The organism is Nocardiopsis eucommiae (assembly GCF_965344335.1).
Classification (GTDB): domain Bacteria; phylum Actinomycetota; class Actinomycetes; order Streptosporangiales; family Streptosporangiaceae; genus Nocardiopsis; species Nocardiopsis eucommiae.
This window is the reverse complement of sequence record NZ_CBDRIY010000037.1, coordinates 13,962-33,857: the sequence shown is the minus strand read 5'-3', so window position 1 is coordinate 33,857 and position 19,896 is coordinate 13,962. Positions and strand designations below refer to the sequence as shown.

At 71.6% G+C, this 19,896-nt stretch carries 21 protein-coding genes; 12 read left to right on the top strand and 9 right to left on the bottom strand.

The window, feature by feature from the left end:
* Positions 1-7: 7 nt before the first annotated feature.
* Entirely contained in the window at positions 8-670 is a 663-nt protein-coding gene (locus tag ACRWK8_RS21090; RefSeq protein WP_431872386.1) for a TVP38/TMEM64 family protein, read from the top strand.
* A 32-nt stretch (positions 671-702) separates the two neighbouring features.
* Here ACRWK8_RS21090 and ACRWK8_RS21085 read toward each other — a convergent pair whose 3' ends face one another.
* Positions 703-2,013, bottom strand: a complete 1,311-nt coding sequence (locus tag ACRWK8_RS21085) for an ABC transporter substrate-binding protein (RefSeq protein ID WP_431872384.1) — start codon at positions 2,011-2,013, stop codon at positions 703-705.
* 533 nt (positions 2,014-2,546) lie between these two features.
* The gene (locus ACRWK8_RS21080) at positions 2,547-3,479 is read right to left on the bottom strand and encodes a LysR family transcriptional regulator (RefSeq protein ID WP_378739654.1); all 933 of its coding nucleotides are present in this window, start codon (positions 3,477-3,479) and stop codon (positions 2,547-2,549) included.
* A 265-nt stretch (positions 3,480-3,744) separates the two neighbouring features.
* Here ACRWK8_RS21080 and ACRWK8_RS21075 point away from each other — a divergent pair, with 265 nt between their 5' ends.
* On the top strand, positions 3,745-4,899 hold the full coding sequence (locus ACRWK8_RS21075) for an acyl-CoA dehydrogenase family protein (protein WP_378739656.1): 1,155 nt from the start codon (positions 3,745-3,747) through the stop codon (positions 4,897-4,899).
* Between the two features lie 59 nt (positions 4,900-4,958).
* On the opposite strand, the gene ACRWK8_RS21070 is transcribed toward ACRWK8_RS21075, so the two are convergent.
* Positions 4,959-5,738, bottom strand: a complete 780-nt coding sequence (locus ACRWK8_RS21070) for a 4'-phosphopantetheinyl transferase family protein (protein ID WP_431872381.1) — start codon at positions 5,736-5,738, stop codon at positions 4,959-4,961.
* 101 nt (positions 5,739-5,839) lie between these two features.
* Between ACRWK8_RS21070 and ACRWK8_RS21065 the strand changes: the two genes are divergently transcribed.
* From ACRWK8_RS21065 to ACRWK8_RS21045, 5 genes are all read left to right on the top strand, one after another.
* Positions 5,840-5,974 (top strand): hypothetical protein, encoded by a 135-nt coding sequence (locus ACRWK8_RS21065; protein ID WP_431872379.1) that lies wholly within the window; start codon positions 5,840-5,842, stop codon positions 5,972-5,974.
* Positions 5,975-6,031: 57 nt separating this feature from the next.
* A complete protein-coding gene (locus ACRWK8_RS21060) occupies positions 6,032-6,838 on the top strand; it encodes a DeoR/GlpR family DNA-binding transcription regulator (protein ID WP_378739664.1) in 807 nt (268 codons plus the stop codon).
* Between the two features lie 133 nt (positions 6,839-6,971).
* Positions 6,972-7,790, top strand: coding sequence for a polyprenol monophosphomannose synthase (locus tag ACRWK8_RS21055; protein WP_378739667.1), 819 nt, complete (start codon positions 6,972-6,974; stop codon positions 7,788-7,790).
* Between the two features lie 78 nt (positions 7,791-7,868).
* Positions 7,869-8,135, top strand: a complete 267-nt coding sequence (locus ACRWK8_RS21050) for a hypothetical protein (RefSeq protein WP_378739669.1) — start codon at positions 7,869-7,871, stop codon at positions 8,133-8,135.
* 483 nt (positions 8,136-8,618) lie between these two features.
* Entirely contained in the window at positions 8,619-8,912 is a 294-nt protein-coding gene (locus ACRWK8_RS21045; RefSeq protein ID WP_378739670.1) for a hypothetical protein, read from the top strand.
* 5 nt (positions 8,913-8,917) lie between these two features.
* Here the strand turns inward: ACRWK8_RS21045 and ACRWK8_RS21040 are convergent, their stop codons facing one another.
* The 3 genes from ACRWK8_RS21040 to ACRWK8_RS21030 form a co-directional block, all read right to left on the bottom strand.
* Positions 8,918-10,513, bottom strand: coding sequence for an MFS transporter (locus ACRWK8_RS21040; protein WP_431872376.1), 1,596 nt, complete (start codon positions 10,511-10,513; stop codon positions 8,918-8,920).
* 104 nt (positions 10,514-10,617) lie between these two features.
* Positions 10,618-13,323 carry an ABC transporter permease gene (locus ACRWK8_RS21035; protein ID WP_431872374.1) on the bottom strand — a complete coding sequence of 902 codons (2,706 nt, stop codon included), beginning with the start codon at positions 13,321-13,323 and terminating at the stop codon, positions 10,618-10,620.
* 5 nt (positions 13,324-13,328) lie between these two features.
* Positions 13,329-14,093, bottom strand: a complete 765-nt coding sequence (locus ACRWK8_RS21030; protein WP_378739677.1) for an ABC transporter ATP-binding protein — start codon at positions 14,091-14,093, stop codon at positions 13,329-13,331.
* A 347-nt stretch (positions 14,094-14,440) separates the two neighbouring features.
* On the opposite strand from ACRWK8_RS21030, the gene ACRWK8_RS21025 reads away from it, so the two are divergent.
* From ACRWK8_RS21025 to ACRWK8_RS21005, 5 genes are all read left to right on the top strand, one after another.
* Positions 14,441-15,745, top strand: a complete 1,305-nt coding sequence (locus ACRWK8_RS21025) for a sensor histidine kinase (protein ID WP_378739678.1) — start codon at positions 14,441-14,443, stop codon at positions 15,743-15,745.
* The gene (locus ACRWK8_RS21020) at positions 15,720-16,379 is read left to right on the top strand and encodes a response regulator (RefSeq protein ID WP_378739679.1); all 660 of its coding nucleotides are present in this window, start codon (positions 15,720-15,722) and stop codon (positions 16,377-16,379) included. The genes ACRWK8_RS21025 and ACRWK8_RS21020 overlap by 26 nt, the downstream gene beginning before the upstream one ends.
* Positions 16,380-16,576: 197 nt before the next feature.
* A complete protein-coding gene (gene fabG / locus ACRWK8_RS21015) occupies positions 16,577-17,281 on the top strand; it encodes a 3-oxoacyl-ACP reductase FabG (RefSeq protein ID WP_378739681.1) in 705 nt (234 codons plus the stop codon).
* A gap of 30 nt (positions 17,282-17,311) precedes the next feature.
* Entirely contained in the window at positions 17,312-18,076 is a 765-nt protein-coding gene (fabI, locus tag ACRWK8_RS21010) for an enoyl-ACP reductase FabI (protein WP_378739683.1), read from the top strand.
* A 104-nt stretch (positions 18,077-18,180) separates the two neighbouring features.
* Complete coding sequence (locus tag ACRWK8_RS21005) at positions 18,181-18,939, top strand: SDR family NAD(P)-dependent oxidoreductase (RefSeq protein WP_378739685.1); 759 nt, start codon at positions 18,181-18,183, stop codon at positions 18,937-18,939.
* Between the two features lie 197 nt (positions 18,940-19,136).
* Here ACRWK8_RS21005 and rpmF read toward each other — a convergent pair whose 3' ends face one another.
* From rpmF to rpmG, 3 genes are all read right to left on the bottom strand, one after another.
* A complete protein-coding gene (gene rpmF, locus ACRWK8_RS21000) occupies positions 19,137-19,307 on the bottom strand; it encodes a 50S ribosomal protein L32 (RefSeq protein WP_431872370.1) in 171 nt (56 codons plus the stop codon).
* A gap of 118 nt (positions 19,308-19,425) precedes the next feature.
* Positions 19,426-19,671 carry a type B 50S ribosomal protein L31 gene (locus ACRWK8_RS20995; protein ID WP_378739689.1) on the bottom strand — a complete coding sequence of 82 codons (246 nt, stop codon included), beginning with the start codon at positions 19,669-19,671 and terminating at the stop codon, positions 19,426-19,428.
* Between the two features lie 30 nt (positions 19,672-19,701).
* On the bottom strand, positions 19,702-19,866 hold the full coding sequence (gene rpmG / locus ACRWK8_RS20990) for a 50S ribosomal protein L33 (protein ID WP_378739691.1): 165 nt from the start codon (positions 19,864-19,866) through the stop codon (positions 19,702-19,704).
* Positions 19,867-19,896: the final 30 nt, after the last annotated feature.

Genomic DNA, 19,896 nt, shown 5'->3' with positions numbered 1-19,896 from the left:
GGGGCGAATGGGGCACAGGTGGGGTCAGGTGTGGCGCGTGGCGCTGCTCGCGGTGTGGGTCGCCGTGTTGGCGTGGGCGATCCTGCGGGGACCGGACCTGGAGACGGTGCGGGACTGGACGACGAACGCCGGGTTCTGGGGCGCGGTGGTCTACCTGGCCGCCTACGTCCTGGCGGTGCAGGCGCTGGTGCCGCGCCCGGCCCTGAACATCGCCGGAGGGTTGCTCTTCGGCCTGGTGGCGGGGGTGGTCCTCGCCCTGGTCGGAGGGGTGTTGGCCGCCGTCGCGCAGTTCGCGGTGGCCCGGTACGTGGCCGGGGACGCGCTCTCACGCCGTCTCCCCGAACGCGTCCGGACCCGGCTGGAGGGGCTGGTGGGACGACGGGCGCTGTTGGCCGTCGTGCAGCTCCGGCTCATCCCGGTGATCCCCTACCAGATGGTCAACTACGGCTTCGGGCTGACCGGGCTGCGGGTCGCGCCCTTCGCCCTGGGAACCGCCCTGGGGTCGCTGCCCGCCACGGCGGCGATGGTGGTGGTCGGCACCGGCGGGATCGACCTCGGGTTCCCGGTGGCGGTGGCCACCGGTGCGGCGGCCGCGCTCCTCGCGCTCGCCTGGTGGCTGCGCTCGCGCCGGCGCCGCGTGCGGGAGCGGGAACAGCGGGCCCGGGCCTGATCCGGTGCGGCCCGGCCCGCCGTTCGCCCGACTCAGCCGAACAGGGGCACGTCGTCCGGATCGGGCCGGTCGAGCTCGAACGGGAGGATCTCCCCGCCGTCGCTGTCGGTGACACGGGGTTCCTGGAGGATCTCGGGCTCCTCACCGGCGCGGTTGCGCACCACCATCACCCCGGAGTAGCCGCTGTGGTCGGTCTCGGTGGCGACGAAGGGCACGAGGCCGGGGCCGGTCCACTCCCGCGAGTTGAGGGTCCGCAGCAGGCGCTCGCGGTCCAGGTCGGGGCCGACCTCCATGAGCAGCTGGGCGAACAGGGTCGCCTGCACCATGCCGTACACGGTGGTGTCGGTGAAGGGTGCGCCCTCGTTGTACTCCTCGTGGATGTCCCGGTAGAAGGCGGTCCACGGGTCGTCGCTCTGGGCGGCCATCGGGAGGAACGCGGTGATGATGAGGCCGTCGGTGAAGGCCTCCGGCGGGACGTCCTCGGCCGGAGTCCCCTCGGCGTACTCCTCTATGAGCTGGGAGACGATCTCCACGTCGCCGCCGAAGCTGGGCGCCACCCACTGGGGTTCGTAGCCGATCGCCTGGGCCTCCAGGATGGCCAGGCCGAGGAAGGCCGGGATGCAGTAGCAGACCGCGACGTCGGCGTCGGCCGCCTTGAGCTCGGCCACCTGGCCGTCGAGCTCGGGGACGCCCGGGTCGTAGGACTCCCAGGCGACGATGTCGTCCATCAGGTACTGCTCGATCCCCGCGTGCGAGGCGGGGCCCACGTCGTCGTTCTGGTAGAGGAGGCCGACGTCGTCACCGGGGAAGTTCTCCGCGATGTAGGCGCCCTGGACCTTGGCCTCCTTGGAGTAGTCCACCTGGAAGCCGTAGCTGTACGGGTACTCCTCCGGCTGGTCCCACGCGAGTGCGCCGGAGGAGACGAAGAGGTCCGGGACGCCCTCGTCGTTCAGTTCCTCGATGACCGACTCGTGGGTGGGGGTGCCCAGACCGCCCAGGAGCGCGAAGACCTCGTCGTCGTCGATGAGGGAGCGCGTGACGTCCATGGTCCGCGCCGGGTCGAAGGCGTCGTCCTCGACCCGGTAGTCGATCCGCCTGCCGTGGATGCCGCCGTTGTCGTTGACGTAGTCGAAGACGGCGCTCGCCCCGGTGGAGACGTGCACGAACCCCGGGGAGGCCGGTCCGGTCAGCGGCTGGTGGGTCCCGATGACGACGCTGTCGTCGGTGACCCCCGTGGTGAGGGCGCCGGGGGAGGCCTCCTCGTCTGACGACTCGGAGGCGCCGCAGGAGGCGGCGAGTACCGCGACGGCGAGCGCCGCGGCGGCTGTTCCCAGTGTTCGCATGTGGATTCCTGAACTCGTTGTGCCTTCGCTACGGGGGGCCTGGTGGCCCTTTGGGGGAAAGCGGCTTCGTGCTCGGGAGAAGGAGAGTGAGGCTGCGGTGCCTACTCGCCAGTACGTTACCGGCTGGTAAACATCATACGAACGGGCTCCGCACCTGCAACCCGCGGTAGTCCCCACGGAGCTGCGAGGTCGTCGCTCCGGCGCCCCGGGGAGGCCGCGCGGATCGCGCGCTCGGGAGCGGAACACGACGGCGTCACTTCAGGAAGGCGCTCCTTCGCGACAACGAACAGGACGACGGGGCGCTGACGCACGCCCGTGCGGCTCGGGGGCGTTCCCGTCGTTCCCGTGGTCCGGAGGCGCCGCAGGGGCGGCGGGCGCATCGCGACCGTGGGCGCCGGCCCCTGCCAGCCGCGCGCCGACACGCCTGATCGGCTCGGGGGAGGGGCCGGAGGGCCGACGGGGCCCTCCGCTGTCTCCCCTCCGAACGCCTCGGGTCGGGCGACCACTGAGCGCCCGACCGGAGGTGCCGTCCGTCAGGGGCGGACGGGCCGCGCGGGTGCGCGGCCACCGTCCGTGGGAGTCCGGTCCAGCAGCTCGCGGGCGAGCCGCGCGATGCGGTCCGAGGCCTGGTCCACCGGACTGTCACGGCGCCAGACCAGCAGGTGCCTCAGCTGTATCGGGGCGCCCTCCAACTGCCGCACCACCACGCCGCGGCCCGACTCGAAGTCCGCCTGGCACGGTGCGATCGCCCGTCGGTCCGCGATGAGATCGCGGATCTCCGATCTCTCGTAGAGGCGGTAGGGAACGTGCGGGCTGAACCCCGCCCGCTGGCAGGCCAGGTAGAAGCACTCCGGCCAGCCCGTGCCGTCCGGTGGCGTCAGCGCCCACGGGCACTCGGCCAGGTCCTCCAGGCGGATGTGCGTCTCCCGCGCCAACGGGTGCTCCGACCACAGCGCCACGTGCAGGGGGTCCACCGCGAGCATCGCCCAGGCCAGCGGGCCGTCGGTCGGCAGGTCGCGGTCCACGTAGTCGATGGTGGTCCCCAGGTCCAGACGACCGGCCCGGACCAGGTCGGTGACCAGCTTGGGGGAGTACTCGGTACGCACGTGCACCGGGACGTCGGGGAACACCTCCGGCAGCCGCGCCGAGAGCTCCACGGTGAGGGGGCCGACCCCGCCGACGCGCAGCGTGCTCGGTGAGGCCCCGCGCGCCGTGATGTCGTGCAGCAGGTCGTCCATCGACAACAGGACCGCGCGTGCCCGGACCAGGACGAACTCACCGAGCTCGGTCGGCCGTACCCCCGAGCGCCCCCGGTGGAACAGGGGCCCGCCGACCTCGCGTTCGATCCGCTGCAACTGGGTTGTCAGCGCGGGCTGCGACGTGGACAGCGCGGCGGCCGCCTTCGTGACGCTGCCGGTGTCGGCCAGGAGGCAGATCGTACGGAGATGGCGGAGTTCGAGGTCCATGCGTGGAATCTAGGGCGCCGGGGGGCTCCGTGTACAGACGTCGCGGCCAGAACGGGCGAGTCGCACATCGCGTGTGGTCCACCGTCTCCGATCCGACCTTCCGTCCAGGGTCGACCGGTCCGGGTCGACCTGGGTTCCGTGTCGGGCGGTTCGTTGGGATAAGGTGCCGTGCGTCACCATATAGTTGGATGGCCTACTACTTCGCGGGCACCCGCGGAGCCGGTCGGTCCGAGGCGCACCTGGGCGCCCAACCGTGGGAGAGTTCATGGCGGTCGAACGCACGCTGCACACACCCGAGGCCGAACAGCTCCTGGAGCTGACCGGGGAACTCGTGGACAAGGAGATCGCCCCGCGCGCGGCCGAGGACGAGGAGAACTCGGTCTTCCCCCGCGACGTCTTCACCACCCTGGGCCAGGCCGGACTGCTCGGGCTCCCGTACCCGGGTGAGTACGGCGGCGGCGAGCAGCCCTACGAGGTCTACCTCCAGGTCGTGGAGGAGCTCGCCCGCGGCTGGTTGGCGGTCGGCCTGGGCGTCAGCGTCCACACGCTCTCCTGCTACCCGGTCGCCACCTTCGGCACCGACGAACAGAAGGCCGCCCACCTGCCCGCCATGGTCGGCGGCGCGCTCCTCGGCGCCTACTGCCTGTCCGAGACCTCCTCCGGATCCGACGCCGCCGCCCTGACCACGCGCGCCGAGCGCACCTCGGACGGCTACCGCGTCAACGGCGCCAAGGCGTGGATCACCCACGGCGGACGGGCCGACTACTACGCGCTCTTCGCCCGCACGGGTGCCCCGGACTCGGGCGCGCGCGGAATCAGTTGCTTCCACGTCCCGGCCGACACCCCCGGTCTCGGTGCGGCCGTCCCCGAACACAAGATGGGCATGCGCTCCTCGCCCACCGCCGGAGTGATCCTCGACGACGTCGAACTCGGAGCGGACGCGCTGGTGGGGGAGGAGGGCCGCGGTTTCGGGATCGCCCTCTCCGCACTCGACTCCGGTCGCCTGGGCATCGCCGCGTGCGCGGTGGGCCTGGCGCAGGCCGCCCTGGACGCCGCGGTCACGTACTCCCGGGAGCGGCGTCAGTTCGGCGGGGCCATCGGTGACTTCCAGGGGATCGGCTTCATGCTGGCCGACATGGCCACGCAGATCGCCGCCTCCCGTGAGCTGTACCTGTCCGCCGCCCGTCTGCGCGACGCCGGGCGCCCGTTCGGCAAGCGGGCCGCCATGGCCAAGCTGATGGCCACCGACACCGCCATGAAGGTCACCACCGACGCCGTCCAGGTCTTCGGCGGCTACGGCTACACCCGCGACTTCCCGGTCGAGCGCTACATGCGTGAGGCCAAGGTCCTCCAGATCGTGGAGGGGACCAACCAGGTGCAGCGCCTGGTCATCAGCCGGCACCTCGCCAAGGAGGGGTAGGGCCGGGGCCGGACCGGGTGAACCCCGGGGTGGTGTCCGCGTGGCACACCGCCCCGGGGCTACCTCCGGAGGAGGTCCGCGGTGCGCTCGGGAGGGTGCACCGTCAGCGCCACCTCGCGGTCGGTCAGTACGGCCAGCGCCGACCGGTACTCGGGGCCCCGGTCCAGGTCCGACAGCCAGGCGGCCCCGGGACCGCCGCCGCCCTCCCAGGACAGCAGCCGCGCCTCCGTGTCCGGCCGGCTGACCGCCACCCTGCGCAGCCCGCCCGACAGCCCCAGGCCGGTCGCCTTGAGCAGGGCCTCCTTGCGTGCCCAGTAGCCGAAGAACGCCCCCGCCCGGTCCTTCTCCGGCAGCGCGTTCCAGGCCCGCTGCTCGTCGTCGGCCAGCGAGTACCCTGCCAGACCGGCCAGGTCGCGGGCCTCCGAGATCCGTTCCACGTCCACGCCGACCGGTGCCTCCCGGGCCAGTGCCAGGGCCACCCACTCACCGGAGTGGCTCACGGAGATCTCCCACCCCCGCGCGGCCCCCGAGGGCACGGGCTTGCCGTGCGGGCCCTCCGGGCCGCTCCGGCCCCCCTCCGCACCGGTCCGCGACTTCTCCTCGCAGGAACGGCAGCGCAGGTCGAAGGTCACCTCCTCCGGCGCGCAACCGGCCCGGTCGGCCAGCACGAGACGGGACAGGGCCCGGCCCAGCAGGTGGCGGTCGCGGTCGGCCTGGAGCCGGAACCGGGACTGGCGTTCGCGTTCGGAGCGGTCCAGCAGACGCAGCAGACGTTCGCTCGCGGCGGAGGTGTGGGCCCACCACACCGTGGTGTCGAGTGGCGCGGAGCTGAGGGTCATGCCCCCATTGTCACTGATCCCGAGGACGATCCGTGGTGTGAGGCCGACAGAAACGGGGCATCCGGTAGGTGGCAGGTCAGCCCGCCCCCTTGGAGGCTCAGATGTCTGTCGTCATGATGCTCGGTGCCGGAGCCCTCGTCGGCCTCGTCGCCCTCACCGTGCTCTTCCTGGTGACCCTCCTGTCCGACAGGCCGGAGGAGGAGGCGCAGCCCACCAGAGACGGGTCCGTACTCTAGGGAGGCGCGGTTCCCCGACCGTGCGCCGCCGAGAGCACGGAAGGGTGAACCGTACCCATGACCGAGGAGAGCCGACCGGCCTTCGCCGCCGAGCGCCGGGAGCGCATCCTGGAACTGGTGCGGGCCCACGGCAGCATGTCCCTGCGCGACATCGCCGCCAAGGTGCGCGCCTCCGAGGTCACGGTCCGCCGTGACGTGCGCTCCATGGAGGCCGAGGGCCTGCTGGACCGCCGCCGGGGCGGAGCCGCGCTGCCCGGCCGGATCGGACACGAACAGAGCTACACCGGCAAGAGCGGCCAGTGCGCCGCCGAGAAGGCCGCCATCGCCACGGTCGCCGCCCGCCTGGTCCGCCCCGGCGACGCGATCACCATCGGGCCCGGCAGCACCGCCGAGGCCTTCGCCCGCGCGCTCCTGGGCCACGGCGACCTCACCGTGGTCACCAACTCGCTCCGGGTCGCGGACGTGCTCGCCGGGGCCCCCGGGGTCGAGGTCGTGATGACCGGCGGCACCCTGCACGCGCCCATGCGGGCCCTGGTCGGGGCCGCCGCCGAGGAGTCCCTGTCCGGGCTGCGGGTCAACCGCGCCTTCCTGTCCGGCAACGGTGTCAGCGCCGACCGTGGCCTGAGCACCCCCAACCCCGCCGTGGCCAGCGTCGACCGGGCCCTGTCCGCCTGCGCGGAGGAGACCATCGTGCTGGCCGACCACACCAAGGTCGGCGCCGACACCATGGTGACCACCGTCGCCCCCGAGGAGATCGCCCACCTGGTCACCGACAGCAGCGCCGACCCGGAGGTGCTGATGACACTGGAGGAGACCGGGGCCCTCGTGCACGTCACCGTCGTGGCGGACGAACGGGGGCAGTGAGCGCGCCCGGTTGGTGGTGCGAGGGGCGCGTACCTCAGCGTCCACACCTATTGTGTGGTGAACACCCGATGCGTGATCCTTGACGCACCCGACCCGACAGTCGCGCCGTCCATCCCTTCAGGAGCCGCCGAGCATGCCGACCCACCCGTCGCACCCGGAGCCCGTACCGACCGCTCCGGTGCGGATCACCCCCGAACCGGTGGCGCTGCCCGAACCCTGGCGGAGTTCGGCCCTGACCGTGGTCGTGCCCACCTACGACGAGGCGGAGAACCTGCCGGTCCTGGTGCGGCAGCTCACGGCGTTGGACCTGCCCCGGCTGCGGATCGTCGTGGTGGACGACAACTCCCCGGACGGAACCGGTGAGGTCGCGGACAAGCTCGCGGTCGAACTCGGCGGGCGGCTCTCCGTGGTGCACCGCACCCGCAAGGACGGCCTCGGCCGCGCCTACGTGGAGGGCATGACCCGCGCGCTGGCGGACGGTGCCGAGTACGTCGTGCAGATGGACGCCGACCTCAGCCACCCGGTGGGGTACGTCCCCCAGCTCCTGGGCACGCTGCACTCCACCAACGCCGGGGTGGTCATCGGCAGCCGCTACGTGCCCGGCGGCAGCCTCTCCGAGGCCTGGGGCCTGCGCCGCCGCCTGCTCAGCGGCTGGGCCAACACCTACGTCAAGCGCGTGCTGTCCATCCCCGTCCAGGACGTCACCGCCGGATTCAAGATCTGGCGGGCCTCCGCCCTGGAGGTCCTGGACCTGGCCAGTATCGAGAGCACGGGGTACGCCTTCCAGGTCGAGATGCACTACCGGGCCTTCCGGCGCGGCCAGAAGATCATGGAGATCCCCATCCACTTCGAGGACCGGGTGGTCGGCCAGAGCAAACTCGACGGCGCCGTCGCCCTGGAGGCGGCGCTGCGTCCGCTGAGGCTGCGCCGCGCGGAGAACGCCAGGCGCTGACGCGGCCGTGTCCCCCTTCACCGATCACCGTCGAACTGCGATCATGCGGGTAACGGGACGGTGAGCAAGGGGGACCACATGTCCGAACAGCCCTACGACGTGGACGCCGACATGGGGGAGGACCCCCAGGAGAGCGAGATCGCCGAGGCCGAGAGCCGCCAGAACCCGGACGCGCCGGTCTACGGCTACACCTTCGAGGACGAGAGCGCCGCCACCGAACGCGGCATCGACCAGGAGGTCCGGGAGGAACGCGACGACGTCATCCCGCGTGAGGACTTCGACCTCGACGACCCCGGCGCGGAGTCCGAGGCCGTCCACGAGGAGGACGGGCCCGACCAGCCCTGACCCCGGGGGCGCGTGGCGCACCCACCGGCCGCCTCCGTGAGCGCACGAACCGGTCATGGCGGGGGCGCGGGAGGGCCGGGCCACGACGTCCTGGAAGGCGCCGCTCGACGAGGACCGACCGGGGGACACCGCCGAGCCCCGGGCGCCGACACGCGCCCGGGGCTTCGCCGTGCCCGGGCGGGGTGGTGGGCGGGCCTCCACCATGGCGATGTCGGGTCGCGCCCCGCATGGAGCCGTCACACGCCCGTCCGCCGGGGGGTTCCGGGCCGGTGGTCCTCGCGCTCCCGCCCGCGGAATCAGCAAGACGGAGCCGCAGACGGGATCCCGCCAGCGGCCTCGCGCTGAGTCGTCACACGGCCTTCGGTAGGAGGTCGCTCCCGCTGGTCCTGACGCGCTTCCACGCGGAGTCGTCCACAGGGGCGTGGGTGGGAAGTGATCATCAAGGTCAAAGCGGGGAAGAACTGAGGTAAGGAGGCGGACACCGTGACCGAACAGCCCTACGAAGTGGACCTGGACCTGGGAGACGACCCACAGGCGACCGAGGTCGCCCAACGAGAGCGGGTCCTCGACCCCGACCACGACATCCTCAGCTACGACTTCGAGGACGACGACAGCCGAGGCAGCCTCGGGATCTCCGAGAGCGTGCGGGCCGAACGGCTGGGCGTGATCCCCAGACAGCGCTGGGGCGACGCACCCGGCGCCGAGCAGCAGGCGCTGAGCGTGGTCTCGGACCCCAACGCCGTCAACGACCACCCTCCGGAGGGCTACGAGGGCTGACCCCCTCAGCCGCCCGTGTGCTCGGCCCCGCTCCCGGCGGTCGACCCCGGGCACGAGCGCAGTGGGGGACCGGTCACCCCGCAGAACCGTATCGGCTGCTCCTCACCGAGCGGCTGCACCGCACTGGTCTCCTCGGGGAGCGACCCCCGGTCGGCGGCCTCGGAGGCCTCGGGCATCCGGCCGCGCGGCAGCACCAGCGCGCACAGTGACGCCAGGACGCACAGACCCGCCAGGATCAGCATGGCCGTGCCGAACCCCTCGGCGAGGGACGTCGAGTGTCCGCCCGCTCCCGATCCCCCACCACCGGAACCACCGATCCCCGCCAGCACCGGCACCGCCGCCACACCGATCAGCTGTGCGCCCCGGGCGAACGTGTTGTTCACCCCCGAGGCCAGACCGGCGTGCCGTTCCGGGACCGAGGCGAGCACCGTAGCGGTCAGCGGTGCCACGGTCGTGGACAGGCCCAGCGCCACCAGCAGGACCCCCGGCAGCACACCGGTCAGGTACGGGGCGTCGCCGTCCATCCGGGACAGCGTCACGAATCCGGCGGCCAACAGCAGGGGACCGACCACCAGCTGGATCCGGGGGCCGATCCGGGCGGCGAGCTTGCCCGACCGCGCCGACAACAGCAGCATCAGAAAGGTGATCGGCAGCGAGGCGGCCCCGGCCGCGACCGGGGAGTAGCCCGCCACCTCCTGGAGGTAGATCACCATCAGGAACAGCAGCGGCCCCAGCGAACCGTAGATCAGGACCGTGGCCCCGTTGGTCACGCTGAACGGCAACGACCGGAAGATGCCCAGCGGCAGCATGGGGGAGGGGCTGCGCGCCTCCGTGAACAGGAAGGCGGCCAGTGCCAGCGCGCCCACGGCCACGCCGGTCCACACCGCCGGGGTGGCACCCACCGCGCCCCATTGGATGAGCGCGTAGGTGATCCCGGCCAGGGCCACCACCCCCAGCAGCGCGCCGCCGTAGTCCAGTCGTCCCACGTCGGAGGTGTCCCGGGTCTCGGGCACCCGGAACCGGGCGATCAGCAACACCACGACCGCGATCGGCAGGTTGATGAGGAAGATCAGCCGCCAGTCACCGATCTGCACCAGCCAACCGCCCACGAACGGACCCACTGCCGCGGCCACACCGGTCAGCCCCGACCACGCGCCGATCGCCCGCGCCCGGTCCTGCTCGCGGAACCCCGCCTGGAGGATGGCCAGGCTCCCCGGCGTCAGCAGCGCACCGCCCACGCCCTGGACCACGCGACCGGCCACCAGCAACTCCAGGGTCGGCGCGAACGTGCACAGCGCCGAGGCCAGGGCGAACACCGCCACACCCACCATGAACAACCGCACGCGGCCGAACCTGTCGGAGAGGGAGCCGCTGAGCAGGATCAGCGCGGACAACGTGACCATGTACCCGTTGACGATCCACTGGAGACCGGCCAGCCCCGTGTTCAGGTCACCCTGGATGGCGGGCAGCGCCACCGTCACCACCGTGGAGTCCAGGAAGGCCATTCCCGAACCCAGAACCGTGGCGGTCAGCATCCACCGCGCGGCCGGGGTTCCCCACGCGACCTGCCCGGCGACCGGCGCCGAGGCCGAACCACTCATGCGACTCTCCTCCCGAGGACTACCGACACCATAGGAGCGGACCCCCACCCGTGGGTGGGGGTCCGCGCCGACTTTTCGTCGTCCTGTTCGGTTTTGACCAGGGGCTACTCGCTGGCGAGCGCGCCGGTGATCGAGGTCCCGGCGGCCCGGCGGGCGGGCAGCACGGCGGCCAGCAGACCAGCCAGCACCGCGACGGCGATGAAGACCGCGATCTGGACGCTCGGGATGCTGAAGACCAGGCCCGGCAGGACCGCCGCACCGGCCGCCCAGCCGAACAGCACGCCCAGCGCGATGCCGATCCCCGCGCCGATCAGGCACAGCAGCACGGCCTCGACGCTCAGCATCCGGCGCAGCTGCCCCTTGGCCAGACCCAGCGCCCGCAGCAGCGCGGACTCACGGGTGCGCTCCAGGACCGACAGCGCCATCGTGTTGGAGATACCGAACACCGCGATGATGATCGCCAGACCCAGCATCGCCGCGATCGTGTAGAACGCGATGTCCATCATCTCGGAGAACTGGTTCTTCATCTCCGCGACCGACATGACCTGGACCATCGGGTAGTCGTCGACCGCGGTGTAGACGGCCTCGCGGACCTCGGCCGCGTCGGCCCCGTCAGCGGCGCGGAGGTGCAGGTAACGGCTCTCCGTGATCTCGGGGAAGGCCGCAGTGAAGTCCTCGGGCGCGATGATCGCGCCCCAGAGGGTGGCACCGTCCGCGACGATCGCGGCGACCTCCAGGTCGAGGTCCCCACTGGGAGCGGGAACGGTGAAGGTGTCACCGACACCCACGCCCTCCGCGTAGGTCTCGCTCAGGACCACCGTGCCCGACTCCAGGTCGGCCAGGTCGCCCTCGACCGTCTCGCCCTTGATGTCGGTGCCGACCTCGGCGTCGTAGTACGCGGTCACCGGCAGGGCCATCCCGCCGGTGGCGAGGTTGTCCTCCAGGTAGGTGGAACGCTCGGACATCACCCTGTCCAGCAGCGGGCTCGCGGCCAGCTTCTCCTGGACCTCGCTCGGAACGAGGGGGTCACCGCTCTCCTCGTCGACGGCCGCGTCCTCCACGGCGGTCTCCTCGACGGCGCCGTTCTCGGGCGCACCCTCCTCAGGGGCACCGTCCTCCAGCGAGGCCTCCGACAGGTCGCCCTCCTCGGCGACACCCTCTTCGACGCCCTCCTCGGGAGCGGCGGCGTTCGGGCCCTCCGGCGCGTACTGGGCGCTGATCTGGTAGTCGACCGGGAACTGCTCGTCCAGCTGTTCGGTCAGCGTGGTCTCGAACGAGGAGCTGATCACCGAGTAGCCGGTGATGAGCGTGGCGCCCACGGTGAGGGCGATCATCGCGGTCGCGGCGCGGCGCGGGCTCCTGGTGGAGTTGTCCACCGCCAGCATGCTGGGCACACCCAGACGGCGCAGCGGCACGCCGACGACCCTGACGATCCCGCGCACCAGCAGCGGGCCGAGGACGACCACGCCCACGAAGGCGATCAGCGCCGCGCCGGTCACGACGAACAGGCCGTTCGGGTCCGGGCTCATCGAGCGACTCAGCACCACCAGGGCGGCGGAGGCGCCGAAGGCCAGCAGGCCGAACGCCACGCGCACCCAGCCGGTGCCCTTCTCCAGACCGGAGGCGGTGGCGCTGGTGCGCAGGGCCGCCAGCGGGGCCACGCGGGTGGCGCGGGCGGCCGGAACCAGAGCGGAGAAGACGGTCATGAGCGTGCCGACCAGCAGACCCACGATCACCGCGGTGGGGCTGACGACCACGGCGGCCGTGACGTCGGAGTTCACCAGCTGGCCGCCGAACCTCGCACCGAGCGCGCCCACGCCCACACCGGCGAGCACGCCGAGGGCGGAGGCGACGAGCCCGACCACGAAGGACTCGCCCAGCACGGAGCGGAAGACCTGGCCGCGCTTGGCGCCCACGCAGCGCAGCAGGGCGAGCTCACGCTGGCGCTGCGCGATGAGGATCGCGAAGGTGTTGTAGATGACGATCCCGGCGACGAACATCGCGATGACGCCGAAGAGCAGCAGTGCGACCCGCAGCATCTCGGTCTGCGCGCCGGCGCTCTCGGCCATCTCCTCTCCGAACGCGGCGCCCGTCAGGACCTCGGTGCCGGTCACCGTGGCGACCGCGGTGGCGGACTCCTCCGCGGACGTGCCCTCGGCGGCCCGCACGTTGATCTCGGAGTAGCCGGTGGCACCGGTCATCTCCTGGATGGTGTCCGGGGCGAAGACGACCGCGCCGCCGAAACTGTAACTGCCGTCGACACCGAAGTTCACCAGCCCGGTGACGGTGAACTCACGCTTCTCCTGCTCGGGGTCGAGCACCGTGACGGTGTCACCGACCCCGAAACCGGTCTGGTCCGCGGTGGACGTGGCCAGCGCGATCTCGTCGGCGGCGTCGGGGAGCTCGCCCTCGCTCGCGGAGAACCGCGTCGTCTCACCGAAGGCCACGGCGGCGGGCGGCACGAAGCCGAAGGCCCGCCCCTCGGCGTCCAGGAGTACGGCCTCGCCCCTCACCAGGCCGTCGGCCTCGGAGATCTGCGGCAGGGCGCGGATGTCGTCCAGCGTGGCGTCGTCGAAGGGGACGGGCTCCAGGGCGAAGCCGTCCTCGTCCACGCCCTCCTCCGCCTCGGGGACGGCGATGGCGTCGACGCTCGTGGCCGACCCCATCACGGACTTCTCGTAGCTGGCCTTGAGGGTGTCGGCGAAGACCAGGGTCCCCGAGACGAACATGACACCCAGCAGGATGGCCAGCACGGTGGTGACGTACCGGGACTTGTGGAGTCTCAGCCCGGCGAGTGTGGTGCGCAGCATGGAGCTCAGGCCTCCAGCTTCAGCAGTCGCTCGGAGACGACCTCGGCGGTCGGCGCGTGGACCTCGTCCACCAGGCTGCCGTCGCGCAGGAACACGACGCGGTCGGCGTAGGAGGCGGCGACGGGGTCGTGGGTCACCATGACGATGGTCTGGTTCAGGTCCTTGGCGGAGTCACGCAGGAACGCCAGGACCTCGGCGCCCGAACGGGAGTCCAGGTTGCCGGTGGGCTCGTCCGCGTAGACCACCTCGGGGGCGTTGAGCAGGGCCCGGGCGACCGCCACGCGCTGCTGCTGTCCGCCGGAGAGCTTGGTCGGCAGGTGGTCCAGCCGGTCGCGCAGTCCGACGACGTCGATGATGTGGTCGAAGCGGGCCTGGTCGACCTTGCGCTTGGCGATCTGCGAGGGGAGCAGGATGTTCTGCTCGGCCGTCAGCATCGGCAGCAGGTTGAACGACTGGAAGATGAAGCCGATCCGGTCGCGGCGCAGCAGGGTGAGGTCACCGTCGCGCATGCCGGTGATCTGGGTGCGGCCCAGGTGCACGGTGCCCGAGGTGGGCACGTCCAGCCCGGCCAGGCAGTGCATCAGGGTCGACTTGCCCGAGCCCGAGGGGCCCATGATGGCGGTGAACGCGCCCCGGTGGAACTCCACGTCCACACCGGCCAGGGCGTGCACCTGGCTGCCGCCGGTGTCGTAGATCTTGGTGAGCCCCCGAGCCACCACCACCGGCGGGGCTTGGACCGGGGACGTGGGCTTCACAGCGGACTCGGTCACGACAGAACAACTCCAGAACTCGGAAAGGTGAGGGTGCCGGTGGCTCGGGATGCCCCGTGCTCCTCGGCGTGTGTCTCCACGCTAGGTGCCCGGACACCCCCGCCACCTCGGTCTCGGGACTGAACCTGACACCGGCCAAAGGCATGACGTGGAGCGGGTTCGGGACTCCTTCGTCAGGTGTCACCCCCGACTTTCGTAGGGGGTCCGCCAGGTGGAGGAAGGGCCCGGTCTCCCCTAAAGCGGCCTTGACCTGCACATACGGCGGCGAATCTACTATGGGGCCCCCGACGCTCCGGGTCAGTCGAACGGACGACGCCCACCGGGAACGCCGCCGTAGACTCTGGCGGATGAAAACGTGGTTGCGGGATCGCCTGCGGGACTTCAGTGCCCTGTTGAGCCACAACTGGAACTGGTGGTGGAAGCGCCGACTGCGCCTGTCGGACTGGTGCTACGCCGTCTTCACCCTTCCGTTCAGCGGGTTGATGATGCTCGCCGGAACCACGACCGGCCCGGGCCTGCTGACCACGCCCTTCGCAGCGGGGATCAGCCTGATCACCGGCCCCGGGACCGCCGTGGCGGTGGGCTTCCTCGCCTACGCCCTCCCGGGCACGCTGGCCTCGGTGACGATGCTCTGGCGGCGCAGCAGACCCACCTGGCTGATGGTCGCCGGGCTGCTCATGCTGCTCCTGTACGGGAACCCGATCCCCCTCATGGTGGGCGTGTACTCCTACCCGGCGCACTTCAGCGACCGCCGCCCACTCTCCATGTGGTTCACCCTCTCCCTGCTGGCCCTCGGGGTGCTCTACTACTCCAGTCCGGTCAGCTACGTCATCCTGGCCGTCTTCTACCTGGTCGTCCCGGTGATCGCCGGGCTGTGGATCGGCACGAGGCGCCAGCTCATCGACCGCCTCCACGAGCGGGCCGAACGCCTCGAACGCGAACAGCACATGATGGCCGAACAGGCCATCGGCGCCGAGCGCACCCGCATCGCCCGGGAGATGCACGACGTCGTCGCCCACAGGGTCAGCCTGATGGTCCTGCACGCGGGCGGGCTGGAGGTCTCGGCCACCGACGACCGCACCGTCGAGGCCGCCGGACTCATCCGCACCACCGGGCGCGAGGCACTCTCGGAGTTGCGCGGCATCCTCGGGGTGCTGCGCGACGAGGACACCGACACCGCGCCCACCGCGCCCCAACCGGTCCTGGGCGACCTCGACCGCCTGATCACCGAGTGGCGCGGGGCCGGGATGAGGGTCAGCCGGCAGGAGAGCGGACGTGTCCGGCCGATGCCGGTCGCGGTCCAGCGCACCGCCTTCCGGATCGTCCAGGAAGGGCTGACCAACGCCGCCAAGCACGCCACCGGAGCCCCCGTGGAGGTGTGGCTGCACCACGGCGAGACCCAGCTGGAGGTGGAGGTGGCCAACGATCCGGTCGGCGCCCCCGCCCACGCCCCGCCGCGCAGCGGGTTCGGCCTGACGGGTCTGCGCGAGCGCGTGGTCCTGGCCGGGGGAGAGCTCAGCTCGGGGGTGTGCCCGGACGGAGGATGGCGATTGCGCGCTATCTTGCCCCTGGGGGAGGACACGGCCCCCGAACCCACCACCGAAGTCGAGGAAGAGGGCACCGACGGTGATCCGCACGCTCCTGGTCGATGACGAACTCCTGGTCAGGTCCGGCCTGCGGATGATCCTGGAGGCCGACCCCGGGATCGAGGTGGTCGGTGAGGGAAGCGACGGCGAGGAGGCCGTGCGCCTGGCCGAGGAACTCGGCCCCGACGTCGTGCTGCTGGACATCCGGATGCCCGGCACGGACGGGCTGGCCGCCGCCGCGCGGCTGAGCACGCTGTCCCGGCCGCCCAGGGTCGTCCTGCTCACCACCTTCGACCTCGACGAGTACGTGCACGCCGCGCTCCGGGCCGGGGCGGTCGGCTTCCTGCTCAAGGACACCCCGCCCCGGGAACTGATCAACGCCGTGCACACCGTGCACGAGGGCCACGCGATGCTCGCCCCCAGCGTCACGAAGCGCATGCTCGAACGCTTCGCCTCACCCGCCCCGGCCGACTCCGCGGCGGGCCGTTCCGAGGCCGTCGAGCGGCTCTCGGTCCTCAGCGACCGCGAACGGCAGGTGCTCGTCGCGGTGGCCGAGGGCAAGTCCAACGCCGAGGTCGGCCGGGCCCTGGACATGCGGGAGACCACCGTCAAGGCCCACGTCAGCCGTATCCTCGCCAAGCTGGAGATGTCCAACCGGGTGCAGGCCGCCATCCTCGCCCACGACGCGGGCTGGGCGTGACCGGGTTCACTCGCGCCCCGCAGGCCCCCGCCACCGGGCACTCCACGTCGTACGGGATCGCCCGGATCGTCCCGAGTGGCCCCCCGTCCCGCCTCGGTTGCGTCTACCGGCCGGTAGCTCGGTAACCTGCAAGGCGATTCGCACCCGGAACAACACGTCGTGGCCGTTCACCACAGCCGCAGAGAAGAGGAGCCCCTATGTCGCGCTCAGTACTGGTCACCGGTGGTAACCGAGGGATCGGTCTGGCCATCGCCCGTGAGCTCGCGGCGGGTGGGGACAACGTGGCGGTCACCTACCGTTCCGGTGAGCCCCCGGAGGGCCTGCTCGGCGTGCGCTGCGACATCACCGACTCCGCGCAGGTCGACGCGGCCTTCAAGGAGGTCGAGGACGCCCAGGGGCCCGTGGAGGTGCTCGTCGCCAACGCCGGGGTCACCAAGGACCAGCTGCTCGCCCTCATGAGCGAGGACGACTTCTCCTCCGTCCTGGACACCAACCTCACCGGATCCTTCCGAGTGGCCAAGCGCGCGGTACGCGGCATGATGCGCAAGCGCTTCGGCCGTATCGTCCTCATCTCCTCCGTCGTGGGTCTCCTGGGCTCCGGCGGGCAGGCCAACTACGCCGCCTCCAAGGCCGGGCTGGTCGGCTTCGGGCGCTCCCTGGCCCGCGAACTGGGTTCGCGCAACATCACGGTGAACGTCGTGGCCCCCGGCTTCATCGAGACCGACATGACCGCGGCCCTCAGCGACGACCGCCAGGCCGAGATCAAGAAGAACGTCCCGCTGGGCCGCCTGGGCTCCACCGACGACATCGCCAAGACCGTCGGCTTCCTCGCCGGTCCGGGTGGCGGCTACGTCACCGGCGCCGTGATCCCCGTCGACGGCGGCCTCGGCATGGGCCACTGACCGCCACCAGCACACTCAGGACGGACCATCATGGGAATCCTCGAAGGCAAACGCATCCTCGTCACCGGGGTGCTCACCGACTCCTCCATCGGCTTCCACGTCGCCCGGCTCGCCCAGGAACAGGGCGCGACGGTCGTGCTCACCGGCTACGGCCGCATGGGCCTGGTGCAGCGCATCGCCAAGCGCCTGCCCGAGACACCGCCCGTCCTGGAACTGGACGTCACCGACGACCAGCACCTGGCGAGCCTGGCCGAGCGCGTCGGTGAGCACGTGGACGGCCTCGACGGCATCGTGCACTCCATCGGCTTCACCCCGCAGGGGGCGCTGGGCGGCAACTTCCTCAACACCGAGTGGGACGACGTCGCCCAGGCGATGCACACGTCCACCTTCTCGCTGAAGTCGCTCACCACCGCGCTCCTGCCGCTCATGGACCGGGGCGGATCGGTGGTGGCCCTGGACTTCGACAACAGTGTCTCCTACCCCATCTACGACTGGATGGGCGTGGCCAAGTCCGCGCTGACCTCCACCGCGCGCTACCTGGCCCGCTACGTGGGCGACCGGAACATCCGGGTCAACCTGGTCTCCGCCGGTCCCCTGAGCACCATGGCGGCCCGCAGCATCCCCGGGTTCGAGGAACTGGCCAGGCACTGGCCCGAGCGGGCACCCCTGGGCTGGGACGTGAGCGACCCCGAGCCCGCCGCCAAGGCGGTCGTGGCCCTGCTGTCGGACTGGTTCCCGGCGACCACCGGAGAGATCGTGCACGTCGACGGCGGGTTCCACTCCACGGGAGCCTGATCCGTGTGTGGGCGGCACCCCGGCCGGGGCGCCGCCCACACGTGTCTTCGCGGCACCGGTACCATCTGCCCCGCGGCACGGTGTCGTTTCGGAAGGCGGACGGTATGGATCTGGGACTGTCGGGGGCGCGGGTCGTGGTGACCGGGGCCAGCAGGGGGATCGGCCGCGCCATCGCCCAGGTGTTCGCCCAGGAGGGCGCCGACCTGGCCATCTGCGCCCGCGGGGCCGAAGCGCTGGGCCAGACCGCGAGGGAGCTCTCCGACGCGGGGGCGAAGGTCTTCACGCGCTCCCTGGACGTCACCGACCACATCGCGCTGCCGTCCTTCGTGAACGACGCCGCCTCCGAGCTCGGCGGCCTGGACGTGCTGGTCTCCAACGTCTCCGGTGGCAGCGCGCCCACCCCGGACCAGTGGGAGCGGGGGTTCAACGCGGACCTCATGCCGTTCGTGCGCCTCACCGAGGCGGCGCGGCCCTACCTGATCGGCTCCGAGCGCGGCGCCGTCGTCCTGGTCTCCACCACCTCGGCTCTGCACGTCACCACCCCCGCCGGTGCCCGCTCCTACGGCGCGGTCAAGGCGGCCCTGAACCACCACGCGTCCTCGCTCGCCCGTGAGTGGGCGCCCGACGGTGTGCGGGTCAACACGGTCTCCCCGGGGCCCACCGAGTTCCCCGGCGGCGGCTGGGAGCGGCGCCGCGGCAGCGACCCGGACTTCTACGAGAGCGTCCGCGAGCGCGTCCCCTACGGGCGCCTGGGCCGCCCGGAGGAGGTGGCCCGTTCGGTCGTCTTCCTGGCCAGCCCCGCCGCCACCTACGTCACCGGCCAGAACCTGGTCGTCGACGGCGGCTTCCTCGACCAGGTCTGACCCCGGGGCTTCTGCCGGGCTTGACGAGGGACCGTTCCCACGAGTGTTCCGAAAACGCCCGCCCGTCCACAGACGGGCGGGCGTTTTCGGAACGGACCCGGTGGCGTCGGTCATGCCTGCGCCGCGACCATCCCAGGCGTAAGGGGAGGCACCTCACGAGTAGGACTCCGCACCCCGGAACCCGGGGGCGGCCCGACCTACTCCGGGAGGGGAACGAGCCCCCGCCGGTAGGCGCGGACGAGATGGCGGGGGACCCGGTACTCGCGGCCTCCGACATGGAGGGTCACCAGTTCGGGGCTCCTGGCCTTCCACTGGGATCGACGCGTGCGGGTGTTGGACCGCGACATCCTGCGTTTGGGTACTGCCATGGGAGTGGCTCCTCTCGGTGCGTGGTGCGTGGTGCGTGGTGCGTGGTGCGGCCCGGGGGTACCGGGATGTGGGTCGGGGCGATGGCCGCCGGAGCCGATCGCCCCGAGCGTGTCGTGACTATCCGCGCTGGTAGCGGCGCTGGAAGCGCTCCACCCGGCCAGCGGTGTCCACCACACGGGAGGTGCCCGTGTAGAAGGGGTGGCTGGCGCTGGAGATCTCGACGTCGATCACCGGGTACGTGTCGCCGTCCTCCCACTCGATGGTGGTGTCGCTGCTCCGAGTGGAACGGGTGAGGATGGCGAAGCCCGCGGCCCTGTCACGGAAGACGACGGGCTCGTAGCGGGGGTGGATGTCCTTCTTCATGGGTTCTCCGTCGGGTGTGGCGGCGTTCCGTCAGCGTTCCTCACGGAACTCGACGTGGCGCCGGAGCTTGGGGTCGTACTTGCGCAGGACGAGACGGTCCGGGGTGTTGCGGCGGTTCTTGCGGGTCACGTAGGTGGTTCCGGTGCCCGCAGTGGATCGGAGCTTGATGATGGGGCGGACGTCGTTGCGCGCCATGGGTTCCTTTCGGGTTCGGCCGACCGCCGT